Source organism: Delftia sp. WSY_12, from assembly GCF_043104645.1.
In the GTDB taxonomy this organism is placed as follows: domain Bacteria; phylum Pseudomonadota; class Gammaproteobacteria; order Burkholderiales; family Burkholderiaceae_C; genus Comamonas; species Comamonas tsuruhatensis.
In genome coordinates this window covers 46,922-71,641 of the sequence record NZ_JBICKW010000015.1, presented here as the reverse complement: position 1 = coordinate 71,641, position 24,720 = coordinate 46,922, and the positions used below count along the sequence as shown (strand labels likewise).

General features: G+C 66.7%; 29 protein-coding genes. 12 read left to right on the top strand and 17 right to left on the bottom strand.

Annotated elements, in window-relative coordinates; translation table 11 throughout:
• The first annotated feature begins 72 nt into the window (after positions 1 to 72).
• A complete protein-coding gene (coaD, locus tag ACF8LI_RS08810) occupies positions 73 to 573 on the top strand; it encodes a pantetheine-phosphate adenylyltransferase (RefSeq protein WP_016449072.1) in 501 nt (166 codons plus the stop codon).
• 53 nt (positions 574 to 626) lie between these two features.
• Here the strand turns inward: coaD and ACF8LI_RS08805 are convergent, their stop codons facing one another.
• The 5 genes from ACF8LI_RS08805 to ACF8LI_RS08785 all read right to left on the bottom strand — a co-directional run bounded on the left by ACF8LI_RS08805 (position 627) and on the right by ACF8LI_RS08785 (position 4,560).
• Positions 627 to 1,745 (bottom strand): putative zinc-binding metallopeptidase, encoded by a 1,119-nt coding sequence (locus tag ACF8LI_RS08805; RefSeq protein ID WP_016454149.1) that lies wholly within the window; start codon positions 1,743 to 1,745, stop codon positions 627 to 629.
• 166 nt (positions 1,746 to 1,911) lie between these two features.
• Positions 1,912 to 2,232, bottom strand: coding sequence for a BON domain-containing protein (locus ACF8LI_RS08800; RefSeq protein ID WP_012203732.1), 321 nt, complete (start codon positions 2,230 to 2,232; stop codon positions 1,912 to 1,914).
• Positions 2,233 to 2,303: 71 nt separating this feature from the next.
• Positions 2,304 to 2,693 (bottom strand): hypothetical protein, encoded by a 390-nt coding sequence (locus ACF8LI_RS08795; protein WP_392412394.1) that lies wholly within the window; start codon positions 2,691 to 2,693, stop codon positions 2,304 to 2,306.
• 111 nt (positions 2,694 to 2,804) lie between these two features.
• Positions 2,805 to 2,966, bottom strand: a complete 162-nt coding sequence (locus ACF8LI_RS08790; protein WP_013803930.1) for a DUF1328 domain-containing protein — start codon at positions 2,964 to 2,966, stop codon at positions 2,805 to 2,807.
• 244 nt (positions 2,967 to 3,210) lie between these two features.
• Positions 3,211 to 4,560, bottom strand: coding sequence for a CHASE3 domain-containing protein (locus ACF8LI_RS08785; protein WP_016449069.1), 1,350 nt, complete (start codon positions 4,558 to 4,560; stop codon positions 3,211 to 3,213).
• Between the two features lie 143 nt (positions 4,561 to 4,703).
• Here ACF8LI_RS08785 and ACF8LI_RS08780 point away from each other — a divergent pair, with 143 nt between their 5' ends.
• On the top strand, positions 4,704 to 5,336 hold the full coding sequence (locus ACF8LI_RS08780; protein WP_012203736.1) for a response regulator transcription factor: 633 nt from the start codon (positions 4,704 to 4,706) through the stop codon (positions 5,334 to 5,336).
• A gap of 89 nt (positions 5,337 to 5,425) precedes the next feature.
• On the opposite strand, the gene ACF8LI_RS08775 is transcribed toward ACF8LI_RS08780, so the two are convergent.
• From ACF8LI_RS08775 to gpmA, 4 genes are all read right to left on the bottom strand, one after another.
• Positions 5,426 to 5,824 carry a response regulator gene (locus ACF8LI_RS08775; RefSeq protein WP_013803928.1) on the bottom strand — a complete coding sequence of 133 codons (399 nt, stop codon included), beginning with the start codon at positions 5,822 to 5,824 and terminating at the stop codon, positions 5,426 to 5,428.
• A 119-nt stretch (positions 5,825 to 5,943) separates the two neighbouring features.
• Complete coding sequence (locus ACF8LI_RS08770; RefSeq protein ID WP_043791138.1) at positions 5,944 to 6,696, bottom strand: HesA/MoeB/ThiF family protein; 753 nt, start codon at positions 6,694 to 6,696, stop codon at positions 5,944 to 5,946.
• Positions 6,697 to 6,772: 76 nt separating this feature from the next.
• Positions 6,773 to 8,209: a S41 family peptidase gene (locus ACF8LI_RS08765; protein ID WP_016449067.1), complete on the bottom strand. Its 1,437-nt coding sequence runs from the start codon at positions 8,207 to 8,209 to the stop codon at positions 6,773 to 6,775.
• A gap of 121 nt (positions 8,210 to 8,330) precedes the next feature.
• A complete protein-coding gene (gene gpmA / locus ACF8LI_RS08760; RefSeq protein WP_016449066.1) occupies positions 8,331 to 9,074 on the bottom strand; it encodes a 2,3-diphosphoglycerate-dependent phosphoglycerate mutase in 744 nt (247 codons plus the stop codon).
• 98 nt (positions 9,075 to 9,172) lie between these two features.
• Here gpmA and ACF8LI_RS08755 point away from each other — a divergent pair, with 98 nt between their 5' ends.
• The 4 genes from ACF8LI_RS08755 to ACF8LI_RS08740 all read left to right on the top strand — a co-directional run bounded on the left by ACF8LI_RS08755 (position 9,173) and on the right by ACF8LI_RS08740 (position 11,642).
• Positions 9,173 to 9,580 carry a rhodanese-like domain-containing protein gene (locus tag ACF8LI_RS08755; RefSeq protein ID WP_016449065.1) on the top strand — a complete coding sequence of 136 codons (408 nt, stop codon included), beginning with the start codon at positions 9,173 to 9,175 and terminating at the stop codon, positions 9,578 to 9,580.
• An 88-nt stretch (positions 9,581 to 9,668) separates the two neighbouring features.
• On the top strand, positions 9,669 to 9,926 hold the full coding sequence (gene grxC / locus ACF8LI_RS08750; protein WP_016449064.1) for a glutaredoxin 3: 258 nt from the start codon (positions 9,669 to 9,671) through the stop codon (positions 9,924 to 9,926).
• 129 nt (positions 9,927 to 10,055) lie between these two features.
• A complete protein-coding gene (secB, locus tag ACF8LI_RS08745) occupies positions 10,056 to 10,511 on the top strand; it encodes a protein-export chaperone SecB (protein WP_392412393.1) in 456 nt (151 codons plus the stop codon).
• 120 nt (positions 10,512 to 10,631) lie between these two features.
• Entirely contained in the window at positions 10,632 to 11,642 is a 1,011-nt protein-coding gene (locus ACF8LI_RS08740) for an NAD(P)H-dependent glycerol-3-phosphate dehydrogenase (protein ID WP_016454153.1), read from the top strand.
• A 190-nt stretch (positions 11,643 to 11,832) separates the two neighbouring features.
• On the opposite strand, the gene lysA is transcribed toward ACF8LI_RS08740, so the two are convergent.
• On the bottom strand, positions 11,833 to 13,086 hold the full coding sequence (gene lysA, locus ACF8LI_RS08735; protein WP_046239501.1) for a diaminopimelate decarboxylase: 1,254 nt from the start codon (positions 13,084 to 13,086) through the stop codon (positions 11,833 to 11,835).
• A 102-nt stretch (positions 13,087 to 13,188) separates the two neighbouring features.
• On the opposite strand from lysA, the gene ACF8LI_RS08730 reads away from it, so the two are divergent.
• Positions 13,189 to 14,118, top strand: a complete 930-nt coding sequence (locus ACF8LI_RS08730) for a LysR family transcriptional regulator (protein WP_392412392.1) — start codon at positions 13,189 to 13,191, stop codon at positions 14,116 to 14,118.
• Between the two features lie 16 nt (positions 14,119 to 14,134).
• Here ACF8LI_RS08730 and ACF8LI_RS08725 read toward each other — a convergent pair whose 3' ends face one another.
• The 5 genes from ACF8LI_RS08725 to ACF8LI_RS08705 all read right to left on the bottom strand — a co-directional run bounded on the left by ACF8LI_RS08725 (position 14,135) and on the right by ACF8LI_RS08705 (position 19,075).
• Complete coding sequence (locus ACF8LI_RS08725) at positions 14,135 to 14,347, bottom strand: DUF3079 domain-containing protein (RefSeq protein WP_310043040.1); 213 nt, start codon at positions 14,345 to 14,347, stop codon at positions 14,135 to 14,137.
• A 45-nt stretch (positions 14,348 to 14,392) separates the two neighbouring features.
• Complete coding sequence (gene panC / locus ACF8LI_RS08720) at positions 14,393 to 15,244, bottom strand: pantoate--beta-alanine ligase (protein ID WP_016449059.1); 852 nt, start codon at positions 15,242 to 15,244, stop codon at positions 14,393 to 14,395.
• Between the two features lie 66 nt (positions 15,245 to 15,310).
• On the bottom strand, positions 15,311 to 16,192 hold the full coding sequence (panB, locus tag ACF8LI_RS08715) for a 3-methyl-2-oxobutanoate hydroxymethyltransferase (protein WP_392412391.1): 882 nt from the start codon (positions 16,190 to 16,192) through the stop codon (positions 15,311 to 15,313).
• A gap of 87 nt (positions 16,193 to 16,279) precedes the next feature.
• Positions 16,280 to 17,842, bottom strand: coding sequence for a hypothetical protein (locus ACF8LI_RS08710; RefSeq protein WP_392412390.1), 1,563 nt, complete (start codon positions 17,840 to 17,842; stop codon positions 16,280 to 16,282).
• Between the two features lie 3 nt (positions 17,843 to 17,845).
• Entirely contained in the window at positions 17,846 to 19,075 is a 1,230-nt protein-coding gene (locus ACF8LI_RS08705) for an ATP-binding cassette domain-containing protein (RefSeq protein WP_392412389.1), read from the bottom strand.
• Positions 19,076 to 19,240: 165 nt separating this feature from the next.
• On the opposite strand from ACF8LI_RS08705, the gene ACF8LI_RS08700 reads away from it, so the two are divergent.
• The 5 genes from ACF8LI_RS08700 (at position 19,241) to ACF8LI_RS08680 (ending at position 23,630) form a co-directional block, all read left to right on the top strand.
• Positions 19,241 to 19,966, top strand: coding sequence for a Crp/Fnr family transcriptional regulator (locus ACF8LI_RS08700; RefSeq protein WP_046239504.1), 726 nt, complete (start codon positions 19,241 to 19,243; stop codon positions 19,964 to 19,966).
• 221 nt (positions 19,967 to 20,187) lie between these two features.
• Complete coding sequence (locus ACF8LI_RS08695; RefSeq protein ID WP_013803916.1) at positions 20,188 to 20,499, top strand: DUF4148 domain-containing protein; 312 nt, start codon at positions 20,188 to 20,190, stop codon at positions 20,497 to 20,499.
• A 189-nt stretch (positions 20,500 to 20,688) separates the two neighbouring features.
• On the top strand, positions 20,689 to 21,858 hold the full coding sequence (gene pabB / locus ACF8LI_RS08690; RefSeq protein WP_392412388.1) for an aminodeoxychorismate synthase component I: 1,170 nt from the start codon (positions 20,689 to 20,691) through the stop codon (positions 21,856 to 21,858).
• 29 nt (positions 21,859 to 21,887) lie between these two features.
• A complete protein-coding gene (locus ACF8LI_RS08685; protein ID WP_392412387.1) occupies positions 21,888 to 22,508 on the top strand; it encodes an aminotransferase class IV in 621 nt (206 codons plus the stop codon).
• Between the two features lie 138 nt (positions 22,509 to 22,646).
• Positions 22,647 to 23,630 (top strand): Bug family tripartite tricarboxylate transporter substrate binding protein, encoded by a 984-nt coding sequence (locus ACF8LI_RS08680; protein WP_392412385.1) that lies wholly within the window; start codon positions 22,647 to 22,649, stop codon positions 23,628 to 23,630.
• 48 nt (positions 23,631 to 23,678) lie between these two features.
• Here ACF8LI_RS08680 and ACF8LI_RS08675 read toward each other — a convergent pair whose 3' ends face one another.
• Together ACF8LI_RS08675 and ACF8LI_RS08670 are read right to left on the bottom strand one after the other, a co-directional pair.
• Entirely contained in the window at positions 23,679 to 24,317 is a 639-nt protein-coding gene (locus ACF8LI_RS08675) for a tRNA-uridine aminocarboxypropyltransferase (RefSeq protein WP_392412384.1), read from the bottom strand.
• Between the two features lie 15 nt (positions 24,318 to 24,332).
• Positions 24,333 to 24,692 (bottom strand): 5-carboxymethyl-2-hydroxymuconate Delta-isomerase, encoded by a 360-nt coding sequence (locus ACF8LI_RS08670; protein WP_012203756.1) that lies wholly within the window; start codon positions 24,690 to 24,692, stop codon positions 24,333 to 24,335.
• Between the last annotated feature and the right edge of the window lie 28 nt (positions 24,693 to 24,720).

Genomic DNA, 24,720 nt, shown 5'->3' with positions numbered 1-24,720 from the left:
ATGCTGCAGTGCAATGCATAATGCGCCATCCGTGCCGGACCAGGGCACGCGCAGCCAAGGAAAGTGAACGCCATGAGCCACGACGTGATTGCCGTCTACCCCGGAACCTTCGATCCGATCACGCTGGGCCACGAAGACGTGGTGCGCCGTGCGACCCAGCTGTTCAGCCACGTCATCGTGGCCGTGGCGGCCGGCCACCACAAGAAGACCATGTTCAATCTCGAGGAACGCATGGAGATGGTGCGCGAGGCCGTGTCCATCTATCCCCATGTCCAGGTCGAGAGCTTTCATGGCCTGCTGCGCGACTTCGTGGTCGAGCGCGGCGGCAAGGCCATGGTGCGCGGCCTGCGTGCGGTCACCGACTTCGACTACGAGTTCCAGCTTGCCGGCATGAACCGCACGCTGATGCCCGAGGTGGAGACCGTCTTCCTCACGCCCAGCGACCGCTACCAGTTCATCAGCAGCACCTTCGTGCGCGAGATCGCCACGCTGGATGGCGAGATCGACAAGTTCGTCTCGCCCAACGTGCGCACGCGACTGCTTGAGAAGGTGCAGGCCAATCGCGCTCCTTGAGAGAGGGAGGCCGGCCAGGTGCCTTGGCCCGCCCCCATGACGAGTTCACGATATCAGGTGCTCTGCGTGGCGGCACTTGCATTCACGGCCGCATGCACGAATTCCAGCTTGCGCCGCGCGCCCATTGAAAGAGCGAACGGATAGGCATCCCCGTGGCCCAGGCTGCGGTTGAGGCTGTTGGTCAGCAGTGTCAGCGGCACCCACTGGTCCAGCATGGTGCCGAAGTCCGGCCGGGCAGGGACCGCGAACGGGTCCTGCACGCACAGCGCGGCCGGCGTTCCCATGCCCGCCGCCGTGCCTGCGCCTCCTGGCAAGGTGATGCAGGTGCCATAGCTGGCCGCAGTCTCCAGCAGATCCACCATGTGCAGGTAATGGGCCCAGCTTTCGGCCCAGTCTTCCCACGGGTGGGAGGTGGCATAGGCGCTGACGAAGTTGTCGCGCCACTGCCCATCCAGCGGGCTGCGTGCGTAGTAGTTCTGCAGGGCCTGGGCATAGTCCTGGCGCTCGTCGCCGAACAGGCGGCGGAATTCCTCGATACGGCCCGCGCCCACCACCAGCCTGTCCCAGAAGAAGTGGCCGGACTCATGGCGCAGATGGCCCACCAGCGTCCGGTAGGGCTCATGCAGCGCCTGGCGGCGCCGGGCACGCTCGGCATCGTCGGCCTCCACCACGTTCAGCGTGATGGTGCCGTTGGCATGGCCGGTCATCACCGGCGCCTGCCCGGGCAGGTCGGCCAGCAGCTCGAAGCGCGGCCCGTCCTCTCCAGGCCTGGGGCCCAGGCCCAGGCGGGCCAGCGTATAGAACAGCTGGCGCTTGGCCGCCTCGATCTTGGTCCAGCGCAAGGCATTGGCCGGGTCTGACAGATCGGGCAGCCAGCGTGTCTGGCGGCAGGATTCGCACAGCGCGTGGGGGTCGTCGGCGGGCAGGGCGAAGTTGCACTGGCCCACAGGTCCCCGGTGGCTGCACATCTTGTAGAGGCGGCCTGGCGGCTTGCCTGCTCCCAGGGAGGACAGGCTCTCCCACAGCGCGCTGTCCCGCGCGCCGGAAACCGGTCGCAGGCAGGCCACATGCAGTCGCTCGGGCAGGAAGGCCAGGGTGGCGCCGCAGTGCACGCATTGAACGCTGTCGAAGAAAACCGGGTGGCCACAGGCATCGCAGTTGAAGACTCGCATGTCGGTCACTTTACGCCGTATGTCCGGCGCACGGTGGAAAGGGGTCGTACCTGCCGTCGGCTGCAATGGTCGGCAATCCTTGCGGCGGCGGCAGTTGGAGCCCTGGATGAAAAAAGGCCGGAAGTCTCCGGCCTTGTACTTGGATCAGCCCCCGCAGGGGCCTGCATCAGGGGCGAACCACGATGCTGTTGCGCACTTCACGCACGTTCTTGGTGGTGCGTGCGATCTCGGCAGCGCGGGCCTTTTCCGACTCCGACTTGGCAAAGCCCGACAGTTGCACCGTGCCGTTCAGGGTCTCGACGCTGATGGAGGTGGCCGAGACGCTCTTGTCCTCTGCCATCTTGGCCTTCACGGCAGTGGTGATGCCGGCGTCATCCACATACGAACCCACGGTCTGCTGGTCGCGGGCTACGGAGCAGGCGGTGGTGCCGAGCACGGTGGCGCCGGCGACGAGAGCGAAAGCGATGGCACGGGTGTACTTTTGCATGGTCAGTTCTTTCTTGGACAAGAAATGGAGGGAAACGGTAGTCGAGGGAACTCGGGGGGCTGGGCTGCAGCTCACTTGCGCGAGCGGGAACTCATGAAGAACGCGGTGGCCAGGGCTGCGCCCGTGGCTGCTGCCAGCAGCATGGAGCGGCCAGGCTGCTCGATGACGTAGCGCGTGGTGGCTTCCGTGGCAGATTGCAGCTGGCGGCGGGCGCGGTCGGAGCTGTCGGCGCAGAAGTTGATTCCGCGCGTGGCCAGTTCCTGGGCACGTGCCGCGAGGTCGTCGATGACGGGATTCAGTTCACGCTCGATGGACTTCACGCCTTCCTCGGCCTTGTCCAGAACATTTGCTGCAGTGCGGCGCGTGGTGTTGACGGCTTCCTTGGCAGTGTCTGCTACGTCCTGGGCAACGTCCTTGGCGGTATCGGCGGCTTTGTTCACGGCTTTCTCGGCTTGGCTCATTGGTTCTATCTCCTCAAAACTTGCATGAATGGGAAAGGCGGTCGGGCTGCCGGGCTGGCTGCCCGCCGGAGGCGGGCTTGGGCTGGCAGGTGGGTGAAGGCGGCGCCGCCGCTACTTCTTGATCAGGCTCATCACAAAGGTGACTACAGCCATGATCACGAAAATATAGAACAGGATCTTGGCGATGCCTACAGCACCTGCCGCAATTCCGCCAAAGCCGAAGATGGCGGCGACGAGAGCGATCACGAAAAACACGATGGCGTAGTGCAGCATGTAGAACTCCTTGGTTGTTCGTTGCCAAGAAACGGCATCTGGCTGTCAGGAGCCGAGTGCTGTTCCCATGCGATTGACTGTACCGAGCCGCCCGAGGCCGGATTGACGGTGCCCGGCGTGGCATGGCGTCAGGGTTAGGCAGGGGGTGGGTGTAGGAAAAGCGCCGGCCCGCAGTGCCCATCAAGAAAAACCCCTGCCAGGGCGGTGCCGGGCAGGGGTTGTGCGTGCAGGCAAGGCGTCATGGTCAGGCGGATGCCGGGCTCAGCGGAATGACGGCGGAGATGGCCGTGCCCTTGCCCAGTTCGGAGGAGACGGTCAGCCGCCCGCCTGCCGCCTCCACGCGATGGCGCATGCCGGCCAGCCCGTGGGAGTTGGGGCGCATGGCCGAGGTCTCGAAGCCCTCGCCATCGTCCTGGATCTGCACCGTCACATAGGTCGGGTAGTTGTGCACTGAGACCAGTACGTGGCTGGCCTTGGCGTATTTGCCGATATTGGTCAGCGACTCCTGCACGATGCGGTAGACCGTGAGCTGGGTCGACTCCGGCAGCTCCACCTGCTCCAGGTTCGCTGTGACCTCGATGCCGCTGCGTTCGCCGAATTCGCGTGCCAGGATTTCCAGCGCCGTGGTCAGGCCCAGGTTGGACAGTGACGAAGGACGCAGGTCCTCGATGATGCGGCGCTTGAGGGCAATGCCGCTGTTGAGCGTCTCCACCAGATGGCTGACGCGCTCTCCCACGTCGGGGGCGCTGAGGTCGATCTTGGATTTGAGCCGGGCCACATCGAGCTTGGCCGCCGTCAGCAGCGAGCCCAGTTCATCGTGCAGCTCGCGCGCCAGGTGGCCGCGCTCATCCTCGCGCACCTGCTGCAAGTGGTTGGCCAGCTCCGTCAGCGTGGCCGTGCGTTCGCGCACCAGGGCTTCAAGGCGGTTGCGCTCGTCACGCTGGATTTCCTGCTCGCGCTGATGGGCCTGCTGCAGCGCGTGGGCCTGGCGCAGGTACATGAAAAAGCCCAGCACACCCAGCGCGGTCACCGTGGCAATGCCTATGCGCGACAGCGACAGCGTGTGCTCGATATCCTGCAGGTTCTTGGCCGAGCGCTCGTCTATGCCTGACAGCAGCTTGCCTGTGTAGTCCCGGATGGCGTCCATGTTCTCCATGCCCACGTCCGTGAACATGACGAAGCGCCAGGCTTCCTCGTTGCCCTGGCGGTACAGGCGCAGGCTCAACTCCATCTCGCTCATCTTGCGCTCGACCTGGCGGGCCAGCGGCGTGAAGATGGCCAGTTCCTGGGGGTCGTAGATGAAGATCTGGCGCAACTCGTCCATGTTGTAGTTGATGGCCGTGATCGCCTTGCTGTAGGGCTCCAGGTAGCGCTCCTCCCCCGTGAGCAGGTAGCCGCGCAGGCCGGTCTCGGCATCGAGCATCAACCGCAGCAGTTGGCTGATTTCCGAGCGGGTCGCCTGGGTCTGGGTCATGGCCTCCAGCGCCTTGGTCGAGCGCTTGTAGCTGGCCTCGTTAATGCTGACAAGCAGCACGGCCGCAACGATGGCAAATGCCAGGCTGATCGCAATTCTTCGGAAATTTATCCAACGCATAAGCATCCTCTCACCTACAAGATCTTCGCCGATATTCTGCATAATTCGTGTTATCGGCAGCCGGAGCAGTTCCTGCCCCGGCCGTTACCATATATTGTTTGCACGACCGGCGTTCCTGCTGGTCCCCCGAAAAAGAGGTATTCATGATCAGAATCGGCATTGTGGACGACCATGCAATTGTGCGCTCGGGTCTGCGTCAGTTTCTCTCGGAACATGTGGACCTGCGTGTAGTCGGTGAGGCCGCCAATGGCCGTGAGGCCATCGACTTGGTCCGAGCCCACGAGATCGACGTGCTGTTGATGGACCTGTCCATGCCCGGGCAAAGCGGCATCGATGCGCTGGCCATGCTGCGGGCCAAGGCCCCGGACATGGGCATCCTGATCCTGAGCGGATATCCCGAGGAGCACTACGCGATCAACCTCATCCGCCAAGGCGCCAGCGGCTACCTGAACAAGGAATGCGATCCCCAGGAGATTGCCGAAGCGATCCGCACCGTGGCCCTGGGCCGCCGCTACCTGACGCCGGCCGTGGCCGACCTGCTGGCCCAGCAGCTCAACCGCAAGGATGACGCGCCAGCGCATGAACAGCTGTCCGAGCGTGAGTTCCAGGTCTTCCTCAAACTCGCGCGCGGAGAAACGGCAGGTGATATTGCGAAATCGCTCTCGCTGAGCGTGAAGACGGTCAGTACCTATCGCACGCGGCTTATGGAGAAAATGGGATTGTCATCCAACAGCGATCTCACGTATTACGCGCTGAAAAACCGGCTGATCGACTGATTCCCGGTCAATAGAAAATACGGGCTGCACGATTATCAAGTCGTGCAGCCTTTTTCTTTGATGGAGAGTAAAAATGCCGTGTTTTGGGTTCAGGCTGTTTTGAGTTGATTGAGCGATGCGGCGTCGATATTCATGCAATAGTCCATGAGTGCATCGATCTCATTGGACTTGTCGAAGACCGCATCCACGCCGAGCTGGGCGCAGCGGCTGCGGATGTCAGGGGTGGCGTAGTTGCTGAGCACCACGATCTTCTGGTGCGGCTGGCGCTCGCGGCAGGCGGTGAGCACACCCAGGCCGCTGCCCTGGCGCAGGAACAGGTCGACGATGGCCAGATCCCATGCGTCGGGGTTCTGCTGAAGCCAGTCCGTCCCCGCGCTTTCCGTCTCGGCGATGCCCACGGCCTCGACATCGGCGAGTTCCTCGAGCGTGGCGATCAGGTTCTCGCGGATCGTAGGGTTGTCTTCAACAAGATAGGTGCGCAATTTCACGGCTGTATCCAATAGGGACGCGGATGGCAATCGGAGTCCGGCGGAACCCGGCCTTCATTGTCCTGCGCGACAGCGGGCGATTGTGCCAGTGGGGGATCGGCCTGGAAGTCAGCCGATTCCTACGCCTTGTTGCCGCAAACGGGACAGTCCGGCACACGGGTGGTTTGCATGCTACTCCAATCGAGGCTGCGGCTGTCGAACATGGTCAGGCGGTTTGTTGCAGGCGTGCCAAAACCCGCGATCAGCTTGAGGGCTTCGGCCGCCTGCAGCGTGCCCATGACGCCGACCACGGGGGCGAAGACGCCCATGGTCGAGCACTGCACTTCCTCGAATTGCGCCTCCGGCGGGAACACGCAGGCATAGCAGGCGCAGTTCTCGTCGCGTGGGTCCATCACCATGAGCTGGCCATCCAGGCGGATGGCCGCCCCCGCCACCAGGGGCACCTTGTGCCGCACGCAGGCCGCGTTGATCATGTGTCGCGTGCGGTAGTTGTCCGTGCAGTCCAGCACCACCGTGGCTTGGGGCACGAGGTCGTCGAGCAGGGCATCGTCTGCGCGCTGCTGGCGGCAATCGATGCGGATGCCGGGGTTGATGGCATGCACGGCCGTGCGTATGGATTGCACCTTGGGCTGGCCCACGCGATCGGTGGTGTGGGCAATCTGGCGCTGCAGGTTGGTCATGTCCACGGCATCGTCGTCCACCAGGGTGATGCGGCCGATGCCGGCCGAGCCCAGGTACAGCGAGGCAGGCGCGCCCAGGCCGCCTGCGCCGATGATGAGCACATGCGCTGCCAGGATGCGCTCCTGGCCTTCGATGCCGATCTCGTCCAGCAGGATGTGGCGCGAGTAGCGCAGCAGTTGATCGTCGTTCATTCGCGTCTCCAGACGTGAAAAAGCCGGGCGCAAGGCCCGGCTTGGTGCAGGCGCGGACCCGGTCCACGCCGCGCTGTCAGTTTTCCTTCTTTTCGGGCTCGCGCTCGGTCAGGGTCTTGCTGACCATGACGGGCTGGCCCTTGAGGCGGTTGAGCGCCTGCTGCAGCTGGAAGTCCTTTTCTGTGCCGAACTCGGGCAAGCGGCGCTCGGCCAGGGGTTTCTTGGCCTCTTCCTCCAGGCGCTTGCGGGCTTCCTCGCGGGCCTTCTCGCGCACTTCGTCCTTGACTTCGGCGCCCTGTCCGCTGGACAGGTGCTTTTCCAGGTCGGCCTCGCGCATGCGCAGGGCAGCGAACAGATCGCCTTCAGGGGTCTCGTCCACCATCACGTCAGGAACGATGCCCTTGGCCTGGATGGATTTGCCGCTGGGCGTGTAGTAGCGGGCCGTGGTCAGCTTCAGGCCCGTGTCGGGACCCAGCGGGCGAACGGTCTGCACCGAGCCCTTGCCGAAGGTCTGGCTGCCCATGATGACCGCACGCTTGTGGTCCTGCAGGGCGCCGGCCACGATTTCGCTGGCCGAGGCCGAGCCTTCGTTGACCAGAACCACCAGCGGCAGCTTCTTGAGCGAGGCGGGCAGGCGCTGCAGCGGGTCTCCCATGCCGCGGCGGGCATAGAAGCTGGGAGAGGCCTTGTAGGTTTCCTTGCTCTCGGCCAGCTGGCCGTTGGTGGACACCACGGTCACATCGGGCGGCAGGAAGGCTGCCGAGATGGCCACGGCCGCGTCCAGCAGGCCGCCCGGGTCGTTGCGCAGGTCCAGAACCAGGCCCTTCATGTTGGGTTCCTGCTTGTACAGCTCTTCGACCTTGCGCACGAAGTCGTCCACCGTGCGTTCCTGGAACTGGCTCAGACGGATCCAGCCGTAGCCGGGCTCGATGACCTTGCCCTTGACGGATTGCGTCTTGATTTCCTCGCGCGTGATGGTCACGGGGAAGCTGCGGCTTTCATCCTTGCGCAGGATGGTCAGCTGCACCTTGGTGTTGGGCTCGCCGCGCATGCGCTTGACGGCGTCGTTGAGCGACAGGCCCTTGACGGCCGTGTCGTCGATCTTGGTGATCAGGTCGCCTGTCTTCAGGCCGGCGCGGAAGGCGGGGGAGCCTTCGATGGGCGAGACAACCTTGATCAGGCCGTCTTCCTGCGTGATCTCGATGCCCACGCCGACGAAGCGGCCCGAGGTGCCCTCGCGGAATTCCTTGTAGGACTTCTTGTCGAAGTACTGCGAATGCGGATCGAGGCTGGACACCATGCCGGAGATGGCATCGGTGATCAGCTTCTTGTCGTCGACCGACTCGACATAGTCGGTCTTGATCAGGCCGAAGACGGCGGACAGCTGCTGGATCTCTTCCAGCGGCAGCGGGGTCATGGCACCGCGGGCCACGGTCTGCAAGGAAACCGTGGTCAGTGCTCCGGCGATTACGCCTACGGAAACCCAGCCGGCAATTTTGATTTTCTGGCCCATATCACCCCTTTAACCGCGTCAATATACACCCGCTTGGAAAGGCAAGCGCCCGCGTGGTTCCCTAAAAACGGCGCAGCAAGCGCAATTTCCGTAGCAGGCGCTCACCTCAGGCGGGTCAGGCTCAAGCCTTGCCCTGTGCGGCCACGGCGGCTGCCGCCTTGGCGGCAGCCTCGGCATCGCCCAGGTAGTAGTGGCGAATGGGCTTGAGATCGGCATCCAGCTCATAGACCAGCGGAATGCCGTTGGGCACGTTGACGCCGACGATGGCGTCATCCGAGATGCCGTCCAGGTACTTGATCAGCGCGCGGATGGAGTTGCCATGCGCGGCAACCACGACGCGCTTGCCGGACAGGATGGCGGGCGCGATGGACTCGTTCCAGAACGGCAGCACGCGCGCGACCGTGTCCTTCAGGCATTCGGTCAGCGGCACCTGGCTGGGGTCCAGCTGGGCGTAGCGCACGTCGCTGCGCTCGCTGCGCGGGTCCTGGGGCTCCAGGGCCGGCGGGGGCGTGTCGTAGCTGCGGCGCCAGACCAGCACCTGGGCGTCGCCGTACTGCTTGGCCATGTCGGCCTTGTTCAGGCCCTGCAGGCCGCCGTAGTGGCGCTCGTTCAGGCGCCAGCTGTGCTGCACGGGCAGCCAGGTGCGGTCCATTTCGTCCAGCGTGTGCCACAGCGTGCGCGTGGCGCGCTTGAGCACGCTGGTGAAGGCCAGGTCGAAGTCGTAGCCTTCGGCCTTGAGCAGGCGGCCGGCGTTCTTGGCCTGTTCGACGCCGGTGGCGGTCAGGTCCACATCGGTCCAGCCGGTGAAGCGGTTTTCGAGGTTCCAGGTGGATTCACCGTGGCGGATCAGCACGAGCTTGTACATGGCGGCTTTCTAAGTCTCTCGATGCGACAAAGCTGGGCTGTCGCGGGGGCAAAAGCCAGCATTCTAGAATTGACAGGTTTGCCAACCCAAGGAATGACGTGAAATTCATCATCGATAACTGGTATTTGATCCTGATCGCGCTGGCTTCCGGCGTGATGCTGCTGCTGCCCCTGGTGCGCGGCGCAGGCGGCGGCTCGCTGACGGCGGCGCAGGCCGTGCAACTGATCAACCGCCAAAAGGCCGTGGTCATCGATGTCTCCGAGCCCGAGGAGTACGCGGCCGCCCATGCCAATGGCGCCAAGAATGTGCCGCTGGGCCAGTTCGAGGAAAAGCTGCCTGCCACCGTGAAGAACAAGGCCCTGCCGCTGGTGCTGATCTGCACCAAGGGCAACCGCGCCTCGCGTGCCGAAGGCATTGCGAAGAAGCTGGGCTACGAAAAGGCCCAGGCCCTGGCCGGTGGCCTGAAGGCCTGGCGTGATGCCGGCATGCCGGTTGAAAAGGCCTGAAGCGCCTCCAGTTGATCACGATGGAAGCCGCTGCGCCGCGTCCCCGGCGCCTGCAGCCGGCAAGCCGCCCACTCGAAGAAAGTCGCATATGCAAGCCGTGAAGATGTACACCACCGCTGTCTGCCCCTATTGCATCCGGGCCAAGCAGATCCTCAAGTCCAAGGGCGTGGAGCAGATCGAAGAGATCCGCATCGATACCGACCCTGCCGCGCGTGACGTGATGATGCAGAGCACGGGCCGCCGTACGGTGCCCCAGATCTTCATCGGCGACCACCATGTCGGCGGCTGCGACGACCTGATGGCGCTGGACGCCGACGGTGGCCTGGTGCCCATGCTGCAAAGCTGAAACACGGGCACTGCATAATGCAGGCCCAGGTGCCCGCTGCGCAACCTATTGGCAGCGGGCATTTTGTTGGTGATTTTTTTGATGCCCTGGCCGCCGTGCCAGGGTTTTTTGCCCAGAAAGACTGATTCCATGGCCGAACAGGACACTCCCGTCTTCCAGATCCAGCGCGTCTACCTCAAGGACCTGTCGCTGGAGCAGCCCAATTCGCCCGCCATCCTGCTGGAGCAGGAGCAGCCCAGCGTGGACATCCAGCTCGGCGTCGAGGCGACTCCCGTGGCCGAAGGCATCTACGAAGTGGCCGTGACGGCCACCGTGCAGACCAAGATCCAGGACAAGACCGTGTTCCTGGTCGAGGCCAAGCAGGCCGGCATCTTCGAGATCCGCAACGTGCCCGAAGACCAGATGGGTGGCGTGATCGGCATTGCCTGCCCCCAGATCATCTATCCCTACCTGCGCGGCAACGTGGCCGACGTGGTCACACGCGCCGGCTTCCCGCCCGTGCACCTGGCCGAGATCAACTTCCAGGCCATGTACGAGCAGCAGCAGGCAGCCGCCCAGGCGGACGGCAACTCGCTGCCGCGGTAAGCCGGTCCCATCCCGGCCGATGAGACTTGCGCCCAGGCGCGTCGCATCGCTGTGGTACAAGAAAAGAGGCCCGAGGGCCTCTTTTTTTCATCAACGTCGCTTCTTCAACGTCGGGCAGATATGAACATTGTGGTGATTGGTGCAGGCGCCTGGGGCACGGCGCTGGCAATGAGCGCGGCCTCGCGCGATGACGGACGTGTCGTGACGCTGTGGGCGCGCGACGCTGCCCAGGCGCAGGCCATGCGGGACAGCGGCGAGAACGCGCGCTACCTGCCGGGCGTGGCGCTGCCTGCCGCGCTGCAGGTGGTGCATGGCGAGATCGACGGCCATCTGGCTGCGGCAGACCTGATCGTGATCGGCACGCCCATGGCGGCCTTGCGCGAATGGCTGGGCCGCCTGCGCAATGTGCGGGCGCCCGTGGTGTGGCTGTGCAAGGGCTTCGAGGCCGTGCCCGCAGGCGCGTCGGCCGCCGCCCATGGACTGATGGCGCACGAGGTCTGCGCCGAGGTGGCGCCCGATCTGCTGTGCGGCGTGCTCAGCGGCCCCAGCTTTGCGGCCGAGGTGGCGCGCCACCAGCCCACGGCCCTGGTGGCGGCCAGCCGGCATGCCGAGGTCAATGACGCCCTGGTCGCGGCCTTCCATGGCGATGCCATGCGCGTCTACGCCAACGCCGACATCGTGGGCGTGGAAGTGGGCGGCGCCGTGAAGAACGTGCTGGCCATTGCCACCGGCCTGTGCGACGGCCTGCAGCTGGGCCTGAACGCCCGCGCCGCGCTGATCACGCGCGGCCTGGCCGAGATGACGCGACTGGGCCTGGCCCTGGGCGCGCGGGTGGAGACCTTCATGGGCCTGTCCGGCCTGGGCGATCTGGTGCTGACGGCCACGGGCGACCTGTCGCGCAATCGCAAGGTGGGCCTGCTGCTGGCCCAGGGCCGCACGCTGGAGCAGGCCGTGGCCTCGCTGGGCCATGTGGCCGAGGGCGTGTACAGCGCACGCACCGTGCTGGCGCGCGCGCGGCTGTTGAATGTGGAGATGCCGATCACCGAAACCGTGGTCGAGCTGCTGGACGGCCGGCTGCAGGCGGCCGAGGCCGTGCAGCACCTGATGGCGCGCGATCCACGCGGCGAGTGATTCTTCGGTGTCCATGAAAAATGGCCCACACGCTCCCCTTGCTGCGCAAGGTCCACTGCCCCCCGAGGGGGCCGCTTTTCATCTTGGGGCGGCCCGGCGATGAAAAAGCCCCGGAGCTGGAAGGCCCCGGGGCTTTTTTGCGTCAGAAATCCTGGCGCCTGGCGCGCTACATGCCCAGTTACAGGCCCAGTTACAGGCCCAGCTCCAGGCCCAGCAGTTCCTCCACCGTCTGGCGGCGGCGGATGAGGCGCGCGCTGTCGCCGTCGACCAGCACCTCGGCGGCCAGCGGGCGCGTGTTGTAGTTGCTGGACATGGAGCTGCCATAGGCGCCCGTGTCATGGATGACCAGCAGGTCGCCGACCGCTGCGCCTGCCAGCGCGCGCGGCAGCACCACGCCGCCGTCGCCCTGGGTGAAAACGTCGCCCGATTCGCACAGCGGGCCGGCGACCACGGCATCGCGCAGGGGCATGGCCTGGCCGTCGCGGCGCAGCACTTCCATGCCGTGCCAGCTGCCGTACATGGAGGGGCGCATCAGTTCGTTGAAGCCCGTATCGACCAGCACGAAATGGTTGCTGCCCGCGTTCTTGGTGGCGCGCACCTGGCCCAGCAGCACGCCCGATTCGGCCACCAGGAAGCGGCCCGGCTCGATCTCCAGGCCCAGCGCGTGGCCCACGATGGCCTCGGCGTCCTTGCGTGCCGCATCCCACAGGCCGTGGTAGTGGGCGGTGTCGATGGTGGCGTCGCCATCGCGGTAGGGAATGGACAGGCCGCCGCCGGCCGAGATGGCCTGCAGGTCATGGCCTGCCTGGCGGGTGGCGCGCACCAGCTCGACCATGGCGCCGCAGACCTGCTGCAGGTGGCCGTAGTCCACGCCCGAGCCGATGTGCATGTGCAGGCCGGCCAGCTTCAGGCCGCCGTCGCGGATGGCCTGCAGCGCCGCCAGCAGGTCGCTGTGCCAGATGCCGTGCTTGCTGTGCTCGCCGCCCGTGTTGGTCTTGTTGCTGTGGCCGTGGCCGAAGCCGGGGTTGATGCGCAGCCACACGGGATGGCCGGGCGAGGCCTGGGCCAGCTGGTGCAGCATGTCGATGGAGCCGGCGTTCACGGGCACCTTGTGCTCGGCCACGCAGGCCAGCGTGGCCTCGTCCATCACGTCGGCGGTGAACACGATGTCGCTGTGCAGGTCGTCGCCATGGCCGGCCGCGTAGCCGGCGGCTAGCGCACGCAGGATTTCGCCGCGCGATACCGCATCCACCTTCACGCCCTGCTCGCGCATCAGCCGCAGGATGTGGATGTTGGAGCAGGCCTTCTGCGCAAAGCGGATGGTGTCGAAGGCCTTGAGCTGGGCGATGCGCGCGCGGATGGTGGCGGCGTCATAGACCCACAGCGGCGTGCCGTGCTGGTCGGCCAGAGCCCAGAGCTGGGCGGGCGAGAAGGGATTGGACATGGTGTCTCTTTCAGGGGAACTGCCGCGCATCATGGCGGATGGGAGTCATTCAGTCCAATGCTTGTTCTTATGGTGTCTATTTGATTTGGATATGCTTTGGCCATGCAAGACCCCGAGCTGCCGCACACGTCCCCCGAACCCCGCATCTCCCACCGCCACCTGGAGGTGTTTCGCGCGCTCATGCTCAGCGGCAGCGCCACTGGCGCGGCGCAGATGCTGTACAGCTCCCAGCCCACCGTCAGCCGCGAATTGGCGCGCCTGGAAAGCCTGCTGGGCTATGCGCTGTTCGAGCGCGCCCAGGGCCGGCTGCGGCCCACGGCACGCGCCCTGTCGCTGTGGGCCGAGGTGCAGCGCAGCTGGCAGGGGCTGGATCGGGTGGTGGAGCATGCGCTGGCCCTGGGGCGTCCGCACCAGGCGCGCATCAACGTGCTGTGCCTGCCCGCCCTCAGCCATGCGCTGTTGCCTGCAGCGCTGGCGCGCCTGCATGCGGAGCACGGCCCCGTGGCCGTCAGCGTGGCCACGCAGGAGGCGCCGCTGCTGCAGGAGTGGATGGCCGCCCAGCGCTACGACCTGGGCCTGGCCGAACTGGCCGAGGCGCCGCCCGGCACGCGTGCTCTGGCTTTGCCCGCCATGGACGAGGTGGCCGTGCTGCCGGCAGGGCATGCGCTGGCGGCCCGCCCGGTGCTGGAGGCGGGCGACTTTGCGGGGGAGGGCTTCATCAGCCTGGCGCGAGACGACCCCTATCGCCAGCAGATCGATGCCGTGTTCGGGCAGGCCGGCGTGCAGCGCCAGCTGCACCTGGAGACCCACAGCGCCGTGGCCGTCTGCGCCATGGTCCAGCACGGCCTGGGCGTGGCCATCGTCAATCCGCTGACGGCGCGTGCCTGCGCCGGGCCGCAGCTGGTGGTGCGGCCGCTGGCGTTTTCCATTCCCTTCCAGGTCCATGCGCTGCTGCCGCTGCACCGGCCGGCCGTGGCCGAGGCGCAGTGGCTGGTGGACGCGCTGGCCGCCGAGGTGGCCGCGGTCGCTTGAAGTGGGGTGGGCGACTTCAGCGCGCCGCGTCCTTCAGGCTGGCTGCGTTGTCTGCCGCCAGCTCGTGCGGCAGGCCCCACTCCATCCAGTCGTCGCCAAAGACCTCCACCGGGTGCTGTGTGCGGTCCGATCCGTTGCCGCAGGCCAGCTCGTCGCGGGCGCAGTAGCGGTCGCAACCCCAGCAGGTGCGCTCGGGATGGGCGGGGTGGATGGGGAATTTCCTGGCCATGGCATCCAGCTTGGACCGCCATGGCCGCCAGGGTTTTGCGCTGGATCAGAATTCCAGATTGTCGATCAGGCGCGTCTTGCCCAGGCGCGCGGCGCCCAGTGCCACCAGTGGTGCACCGGCCAGTTGCGCGCCCTCGGCCGGCGGCTGCAGGTCACGGCGCAGGCGCACGGTCAGGTAATCGGGCTCCCAGCCCTGTGCGGCCAGGGACTGCATGGCCCATGCCTCCAGTTCGGCCAGCGGAGCCTGGCCTGCGCGCGTGGCGTCGGCCAGTTGCTTGAGTGCCTGCGACAGCGCCATGGCCTGCTGGCGTTCATCGGGGCTCAGGTAGCCGTTGCGCGAACTCAGCGCCAGGCCGTCGTCGGCGCGCGCCGTGTCGCCGGCCACGATGTTCACGGGCAGGGCGAACTGCTCGACCATGCGGCGGATCACCAGCAGCTGCTGGTAGTCCTTCTTGCCGAACACGGCCGTGCCGCCGCCGCTGGCGAAGAACACGGCCGAGAACAGCTTCATCACCACGGTGCACACGCCCGTGAAAAAGCCGGGGCGGAAATGGCCTTCGAGGATGTCGGCCAGCTGCGCGTCGGGCTGGATCTTGAAGGTCTGCGGCTCGGGGTAGAGATCGGCTTCGCGCGGGGCGAACAGCAGGTCGCAGCCTTCGCTCTCCAGCTTGGCGCAGTCCTGCGCCCAGGTGCGCGGATAGCTGTCGAAATCCTCGTGCGGCAGGAACTGCAGGCGGTTCACGAAGATGCTGGCCACGACGATGTCGCCGTGCTGGCGCGCGGCGCGCACCAGGGACAGGTGGCCATCGTGCAGGTTGCCCATGGTGGGCACGAAGGCAGGGCGGCCCTTGCTGGCCAGGATGGCGCGCAGGTCGGCGATGGAGTGGACGATTTGCATGGGGAAGCGGGAAAGCGGGGGAACGGGAAGCGGGAAGCGGAAAAACGGACCGTGCAGCCTGCCGGACTACCAGGCGTGCTTGCTGTCGTCGGGGAAGCTGCCGTTCTTCACGGCATGCACATAGGCCTCGAAGGCGCCCTTGACGCTGCCCGCATCGGCCATGAAGTTGTGCACGAAGCGGGCCATCTTGCCCAGGTTCACGCCCAGCATGTCGTGCAGCACCAGGACCTGGCCGGCCGTGCCGCTGCCCGCGCCGATGCCGATGGTGTGGCAGTGCGGCAGCTCGGCCGTGAGTTCGCGCGACAGCTGTGCCGGCACCATCTCCAGCACCAGCATGGAGGCGCCTGCATCCTGCAGCTCCAGCGCATGGCGGCGCAGCGTGGCCGCGCCCTCGTCGCTCTTGCCCTGGACGCGGTAGCCGCCCAGCGCATGCACGGTCTGCGGCGTCAGGCCCAGGTGGGTGCAGACGGGCACGCCGCGCTCCACCAGGAATTGCACGGTGGGCGCGGTCCAGCCGCCGCCTTCGAGCTTGACCATATGGGCGCCGGCCTGCATCAGCTCGCAGGCGCTGCGCATGGCCTGCTCGCGGCTTTCGGCGTAGCTGCCATAGGGCATGTCGGCGATCAGCCAGGCCGTGCCCTGCACGCGGTGCAGGCCGCGCGCCACGCTGGCGGTGTGGTAGCACATGTCCTGCAGCGACACGCCCACGGTGCTGTGCAGGCCCTGGCAGACCATGCCCAGCGAATCGCCCACCAAAATGCACTCCACGCCGGCCGCATCGGCCACGGCCGCGAAGGTGGCGTCATAGGCGGTGACCATGGTGATCTTCTCGCCGGCCTCGCGCATCTGCGCCAGGCGCGGAAGGCTCACGGGGCGGCGCTGGGGCAGCGGCGAGGCGGGAGGGATGGTGCCGTAGGGCGTGCCGGCGGTGACGGGTGCTTGGGTCATGGGGCGCTCGGAGGGGGATGGAATTGCCGCGAGTCTATGCGATGCGCGCGGGGGGCACCTGTCCCTGAGCTGTCCTTTGCTGTTCCGTCACCTTTCGGGCAGGCCACGCCATCGGCGCCACAGCGGAGACAGCAGGGCCACGAGCATGGCCGTGCTGGCTGCCACGGCAGGCGCGCCCATCAGCAGGTCCAGCCAGTGCTGGGTATCCGTCCAAGGGCCTGCGCTGCCGGCGGGTTGGGGCAACAGCAGTGCGGACCACTTGGACCAGGCGGCGGCGAGCCATATCAGGGCCAGCGACATGCCCAGGGCCAGCAGCACCGCGCCTGCCCAGGGGCGCTTGAGCACACGGATGCGCAGCCAGGCGACCGATATCAGCGCGGCTGGAAACAGCCCCAGCACATAGAGGTTGGTGATTCCCAGCATCCCGGCCAGCACGCTGCCAAGCAAGGTCAGGACCAGGCATGCGCCCCAGGCCACCAGCTGCATGGCAGGCATCAGGCGCACCAGCACCAGGGCCAAGGCGAGGAAAAAGCCAACGCTGACGGCCGCCAGCAACTGGGACATCCTTGGCCATTCGTCGTCGCGGGACCTGTCAGCGCGCCGCAGATGGCTTTCCTGGTAGGCAGGCAGGGCGAGGCCGTAGCGCGCGTGCTTCCATTGCACATGCTGCATCGGGCTCCATCGGCTGTCGAACCTCTCCAGCGGGATGAGCCACTTGCGGTTGCTCTGGGACAGATAGACATCAAAGCATTTGCGCGGATCCGGCTCCAGATCCGAAGGCCTGTTTCGCCCCAGGATCGGTTGGCAGTCGGAATCCTGTGCCCTGGATGCCTTCTCGCCATTCCCTGGCTGCGGGTTCGCGGCCAGGTAGGCGCGCCATTCCTGGGCCAGGGGGGATTGCAGCGCGCTGTGGTAGCTGGCCAGCAGGTGCTCCGCCTGGTCCTGGGCGGAGCTGGCAGACTGGCGCACATAGCCTCTGGCTTGCAATGGCTGGCCGTAGCGCTCGAGTGTCTGGGCAATCGCGGCCTGGTCTCCGCGCATCAACCAGACCAGGGCCTGGATGCTCGGGTACTTCGCCGGATCGACCTCTTCCTCGCGCAGCACACGTATCCATTCCACGAGCATGGCCGCCTGGCGTGGCGCGGCAAGCGCCTCCAGGGCTGCGACTTGCTCGACAGTCTGGATCTGTGCACTGACATCCGTGTCCGACCATTGGCGCTGAATCCGTATTTCATAGATGGGCGAAAAGGCGATCGCAGGCGCGAACAATAGCGATAGGAACAAGGCTCCCCACAGGTACTCCCACCACAGGCCCCAGCGGCCCACGGGGGCGTGTTCGCGCCAGCGGTTGTGGATGCGCACGCGCAGCAACCACCACAGCGCCAGGCCGATCGCCACGATCCAGGCCACGACGGAGCCGATGTCCAGCGCCAATTGCTCGGGCGTTTGCTGTGCCGTGGACGCAACGCCGGGCAGGGAGCCCATCCAGCGCGCCGGCTCGGCCATCCACTGCATCCAGATGCCCAGCACCAGCACGCACCACAGCAGCGCCAGCGGCAGATACCAGTGCAGCCGCAACTGCCACAGCAGGGGGCAGCGCATCAGCACCCATTGGTCCCAGCGGTTCGTCATATCGGAAAAACGTGGCATGGCTCAGTCCCTCACGAACAGGCGGCGGGTGGATGCGGTGATGTCGCGGAAATAGCGCACGGGCATCTCTGCCTGCACGGCCTGCGCCAGGAACTGCGCTGCCGTGAAGGGCACGTGAAAGCTCACGATGTGGGTCTGGCCGCTGAGCTGGTGCGTATGGGATGGCAGCCGGTCCAGCCAGGGTTTCAGTTGCGCCATGGCCCAGCCGGTCTCGAACTCGATGGCGCAGCCTTGCATGGCGGCAAAGCTCTGCTGAACGCTGCGCGGCTGGCCTTGCTCCAGGAACAGCACCTGGTCGGCCACCTTTTCCACCTCGTACAGCTGCTGTGAACTCAGCACCAGGGCCATGGGTTGCCAGGGCGAGCGCGCCAGCGACTGCAGATCGGTCAGCAGGGTCTGCTGGGCGTTGATGTCCAGGTTGGCCAGCGGCTCGTCCAGCAGCAGCACGCGCGGCCGGCACAGCAGGGCGCGCGCCAGCTCGAAGCGCATCTTGTAGCCCGAGGACAGCTGTTTCCACTGGTGGCCCCGGAAGGCGCGCAGCCCCAGCTGCGCGATGACCAGCTGTACCAGGCAGATGTTGCGTGGGCCCACGGCACCATGGCTGCGCGCGGCGAATTGCAGATGGTCCATCAGGCGCCCGCTCCAGACGGCCGGGCGCTGGGGGATATAAGCGAGCTGGGTGCGCAGCAGGTAGGCATCGGCGGCAGGAACGCCCCAGTCCAGCTGCCCCGCGTCGGGCGCCAGATCGGCGGCCAGCAGGCGCAGCAAGGTGGTCTTGCCGTTGCCGTTCTCGCCCACCAGTCCCAGGATGGTGCCGGGCTCCACGGCCACATCCACCGGCCCCAGCGCAAAGCCGCCGCGCCGGTAGCGCTTGACCAGTTGCCGTCCCTGTACACGGTACGCGCGGTGCTCAGGGTGCGCGCGGGAAGATGCGGAATCGGCCTGCAGCGCCTGGCCCGGGGCATGGGCGGCATGCAGGGCATCGAAGGCCTGCTGCACCAGCGCGCGGCGGGGCTCTGCGCCGGAATCGGCAGCGAGGCCATCCCAGGCGTCCAGCGCAGTCAGCAGGCTCTGCTGCACGGCGGTTTCGGCCGGCAGGGCGGCGTCTATGAGTGCACGCCAGACCCCATGCCATTGCTGGCTGGCGATCGCCTGTTCCACGGATTGCGCCCAGGCCGCCACGGTGGCCTGCGGGCGCGCGGGTGGTCGTGCCGATTCGATGCTCGATTCCATGAAGCCCTCCCTTTTTTCTGTGCTGCGCGGTGCGGCCATCCGGGGAGCCGGACAGTGCGATTCCCGGCGCGCGACGAGTCTATGCGATCCCGCTATGCTGTACTTCCCGCGACGGACGACAGGGCCCGCACAGGCCCTGCGGATGCGCTTCAACGGTGTTGCACCATGTCCGGTTCCTTACAGACATCTCCGCTTCTTCCCGCCGTGGCCTGGCAGGGCCTGCGCCAGGTCCATGTGCTGCAAAGCCTGTCCGACGAGCGCCTGGCCGAACTGGCCGCGCAATGCCGCTGGCAGCATCTGGCGCTGCACCAGACGCTGGAGGGCGCATACACCGATCAGCGTCTCTACATGCTCGTGCAGGGCGGCTTGCGCGTCAGCAGCTATGCCCCAAACGGGCGCGGGCTCACGCTGGGCGAGATTGCACAGGGCGTGTTCTTCGGCGGTCTGCCGCAGCAGCAGGCGGGCTGCACGGCCATGCCCCTGGTGGTGGAGGCAGGCGTCCCCAGCCTGATTGCCTCGCTGGCCCATGAGGATGTGGAAGCCCTGCTCATGAACGAGCCCCAGGTCCTGCGCGCCTTCATCGGCCGGCTCAGCGACCTGGCCGTGGCGCTGGCGCGCCGCATGGTGGATCTGGGAACGCTGTCGGTGCGCAGCCGCCTGCATACCCAGTTGCTGGAACGTGCCGAGCGCGCGGGCATCGACCAGGGGCAGGCCCTGCTGGCGCCCGCACCCCGGCAGACCGACCTGGCCCTGATGCTGGGCTCCAGCCGCGAGGAAGTGGCGCGCGAGATGTCGCGCCTGGTGCGCCTGGGCCTGCTGCGGCGCGAAGGCCGCAACCTGCGCATCTGCCATGTCGAAGGCCTGCGCGTGCTGCTCGAGGAAGCGCGCTGAGCCTTGTCTGCCGCGGCTGTTTCAAGCCGCGAAAAACACTGTTTCTAGAACGCGTGAATTCGCCTTCTTTCGAGGGGAACACGGGTGAAAAGGCAGCGGGCCGCCCGGGCCGGATGCGAAAACACGTGAGAAAACGCACAGACGAAGAATGCTGCAGCGCCGCATAGTACGTCCATGCCGTGAGGAAATGAATGCCGAGCGGCCTTTTGAAAGGATCTGACATGCGTACCCTCTCCGCTGCACTGGCCGCCCTGACCCTGGGCCTCGCCGGCACTGCAATGGCCCAAGAAGCCGTTTCCCCCTCGTCCTCCGCCACCGCAGGCCTGAGCCGCGCCGAAGTGCTCGCCGACCTCGAAATGTGGCACCAGGCGGGCATGACCTACCTGCCCTCGCCTTCGGCAGACCGCGACATCAGCTACAACTCGGCCGAATACCAGCGCGGCCTGGCCCGCTACCAGCAACTGCGCAGCGGCCCCGCCTACCGTGAGGCCGTGGCCCGCCTGGAAGGCCAGCACACCGTCACGCAGAAGTGATGTGAATGGATATGGGTCCGGCCTGGTGCCGGGCCTGTTGGTGGAAAGCGTCCTTTCGGGATGCTTGGTTTGGCGCCCTTCGGGGCGCTTTTTTGTTTCCCTCGCTCTACACTGGGCGGCCCCGTGTCAGTGGCTGCTATCGATAGCGAAGCTGCTGATGCAAGTACAGCATGCGTTGACGGCCGTTTTGTGAAGTTTCTGATCGATTTTCCCAACCCCCATGACGGTTCGGCCGCCCGGCTGCGCCATGGCTTCGGGCCGCCGCTGCGCAGCCTGGCCGCCCATGCGCCCGAGCAGGTGCGCGGTGTGCTTGACGCCGTGCAGCAGGCTGCCCAGGCCGGCCTGTGGTGCCTGGGCTGGGTGCGCTACGAGGCGGCGGCGGCGTTTGACGCGGCCTACGCCGGCGCCCTGCATGCCACGCCGCCAGGCGAGCCGCTGGCCTGGTTTGCCGTCTTCGACGGCCCCCGGCCCTGGCCTGAAGACGCGGACGCGGTCGAGACCGGCCCTCAGGTGCAATCTCAGGTGCAATCTCAGGTGCAATGGCAGCCCGGCCTGGAGCGAGCCGATTTCGATGCCGCCATTGCGCGCATCCACGAGGCGATTGCGGCCGGTGACTGCTATCAGATCAATTACACGGCCCAGTTCATGGGCCGGCTGCTGGGCGACATCCCATCGCTGTTCGCCGCGCTGCGACGTGCCCAGCCCGGCGGCTACGTGGCCTGCATGGACAGCGGCGACGAGCAGGTGCTGTCTGTCTCGCCCGAGCTGTTCTTCGACTGGGATGGCGAGCGCATCCTCACGCGCCCCATGAAGGGCACGGCGCCCCGTGGCGCCACGCCTGCACAGGACGAGGCGAATGTCCAGGCCATGCGGTCCTCGCCCAAGGAGCGGGCCGAGAACGTGATGATCGTGGACCTGCTGCGCAACGATGTCTCGCGCATTGCCGAGCCTTTCAGCGTCCAGGTGCCGCGCCTGTTCCATGCCGAACCCCTGCCCACCGTGTGGCAGATGACGTCCGACGTGCAGGCGCGCACGCGGCCCGGCACGGGCCTGGCGGACGTGTTTGCGGCACTGTTTCCCTGCGGCTCCATCACGGGCGCGCCCAAGCGCCAGGCCATGCGGCTCATCCACGAGCTGGAATCGGGTCCGCGCGGCGTGTACTGCGGCGCCGTGGGCGTGGTGCGGCCCGGCATCGCCGCGGGGCGCGTGCACGCCACCTTCAATGTGCCCATACGCACGGTGGTGGCGCGTGGCACGGAACTGCGCTGCGGCATCGGCAGCGGCATCACCTCGGGCGCCGAGGCGCCTGCCGAATGGCAGGAATGGCGCCACAAGAGGGCTTTTCTGGACAAGGTGTGAAAGGGCTTGCAGCCATGGCGGATACGGACTTGGATTTCGACATTCTGGAAACCCTGGCCCTGCGGGATGGCGGTTTCATCCACCTTCAGCGCCATGTGACGCGCATGCAGGACGCGGCGCGGCATTTCGGCCGGCCCTGCACGGATGCCGTGCTGGAGCAGGCATTGCAGCAGCTGCGCCAGGCGCACGCCAGCGGCCACTGGCGCGTGCGCCTGGCGCTGGATGCCACGGGGCGGATACAGACCCAGGCGGCGCCGCTGGCGCCTTCCGCCACGCCTGTTCGGCTGGCGCTGGCCGACCGGCCCATCGCCAATGCGGTGGCGCGTGGCGACTGGGTGCGCTTCAAGACCTCGCGCCGCGCGCACTACGACAGCCTGCAGCCCACCGATGCCTCGGTGTTCGACACCGTGCTCCACAACGAGGACGGCGAGATCACCGAGGGTACGCGCGGCAACATCGCCGTGCTGCTGGCGGGCCGGTGGGTGACCCCGCCGCTGTCCAGCGGCCTGCTGCCCGGCGTGGGCCGCGCGGTGGCGCTGGACGAGGGCCGCGTGGTGGAGCACCCGGTACGGCTGGACGACCTGCCGCGCGTGCAGGCCTGGGCCTTCGTCAACAGCCTGCGCGGCTGGCTGCCGGCGGTTCTGCGCTGAATTGCAGGCCAGGGCCACGGGCGGAACTCATGGTTTTCAGGGATGGATTCCACAAGGCAATGTCAGACAATCGGTGAATATTGTTGAGCAATATCATTTTGATTGTTGGCTGATGCCTGCCTCCTCTGAGATCGATCCATGCATGAATTCCGTATTTCCCGCCGCGCGCTGATCAGCGCCGCGGCTGTCCTGGCGGCGGGCCCGCTGTGCGCCCAGACCACCTATCCCAACAAGCCCATTCGCGTCGTCGTCGGCTACGCGGCAGGCGGCTCGGTCGACCTGGTGGGGCGCGTGGTGGGTGACATCCTGGCCAAGCACCTCAATGCGACCGTCGTGGTCGACAACGTGCCCGGTGCCGCCGGCGTGGTGGGCGCGCAGCGCGTGGTCGGTGCCAAGGCCGACGGCTATACCCTGCTCGCAGGCTCCAGCAACGAATTGGCGGGCACGAAGTTCGTCAACGCCGCGCAGAAGTACGATCCGGCCACGGACCTGACCGGCATCGCGCTGACCGGCGTGCTGCCCAACCTGTGGGTGGCCGGCACCAAGATGCCGGCCAGGACCATCGACGAGTTCATCGCCCTGGCCAAGGCCCATCCCGGCAAGTACAGCTACGGCAGCCCGGGCATCGGGTCCACGCCGCATTTCTCGGGCGAGCTGATCAAGAAGATGGCCGGGGTGGACATCGTCCATGTGCCCTACAAGGGCTCGGCCGCGATGACCAGCGACCTGGCGGGCGGCAACCTGGACTTCGCCATCGTCTCTCCCTCGGTGGCGGCTCCGTTCATCCAGAGCGGCAAGATCAAGGCCCTGGGCGTGACCACGGCCCACCGCATCGCCATGATGAAGGACGTGCCCGCACTGGGCGAGAACGCAGCGCTCAAGGGCTACGCGCTGAGCGGCTGGTTCGGGCTGGCGGGTCCCAAGGACCTGCCTGCCGATGTGGTGGCCAGTCTGCAGAAGGCCTTGAAGGCGGGCCTGGCCGATCCGGCGATGCGCGCGCGCCTGGAAGGGGCGGGCATCATTGCCCCCACGGGCGACGAAAACCTGGCCCAGATCATCCGTACCGACATGGGCAAGTACGCCGAACTGGTCAAGTTCGCCAGGATCACGCCGGAAAACTGAAGCACGGCCGGCTGCCATGAAAAACGCCTCGTTCCCCGAGGCGTTTTTTCATTCGGGCCTGTGCCGGGCATGCAGGGCCAGCAGCCCCTCGAGCGCATCGCGCAGCGGCTGCAGAGACGGGCCGGCAGGCGCCAGCCGTTGCAGCGCGCAGGCCGCTGCCTCCAGCGTGGACAGCTGGCCCGGCGCATGGGCCTTGCGCAGGGCGCCGTAGCGCGAGGCGGGCAGGTCGCCCTGCAGTGCCAGGCGCGGCAGGGCCTGCAGACCGGGGTTGAGGTAGAGCATCTTGCGGCTCTTGCGCCAGGTGGCGTCCAGCACCACCAGGCGCAGGTCCTCGGGGCATGGCGCGGGCTGCGGCCAGGGCGCTTGCTTGGCCAGGCCCAGCTGGTCGCCGTGCGGTGTTTCCGGATAGAGCAGTACGGCCTGTCGCGGGGCGTCGCCCGACTGCCAGGGCGCGTGCAGCAGTGCCTGCAACTGCGCTGGCTCGAAGGCCTCGCCCACCGCCAGGCGGCTGGCGGGCAGGCACAGGTGCAGCAGCCGGCCCGTGCCCTTGGCCTGCAGTTCTTCCTCGGGATGCTGGAGCACCAGCAGCTGCACCGCATGCGGCACCGGCTGCACCAGGGGGCACAGGCAGGTGCGCTCAGGGCGCAGGCATTGCGCGCAGCGTGCGCGGGTGCTCACGGCGGACAAGGCCCGGCGCCTGCCTTACAGGCGACCCTTGTAGTAGCTGGGCTTGTCCATGTCGGCGATTTCCACGCTGAGCTGGACCATCATGCCGGCCGGCTGGGGCGTGAGGCGGCGCAGCACCGCGGCAATGCCTTCGGACAGTTCCTTCTTGGCCGTGTCGGTACGGCCCGCCAGCAGGCGCAGCTGCACGTGGACGAAGCCGCGGTTGGCCGGTGCCGAGCCGATCTCGAACTGGCTGACCGGCAGCAGGCGGGCCTTGACGTCGGCCTCGTCCAGGATGCTGGGGTGGCCGCAGACGAAGGCGTTGAGTTCGGTCAGCAGTTGCTGGCCGGGCAGGCCGGCGAGGTTGTCGGTGTATTCGACGTAGAGATGGGGCATGGATGTCTCCGTTCCGGTGGTGAAGAGG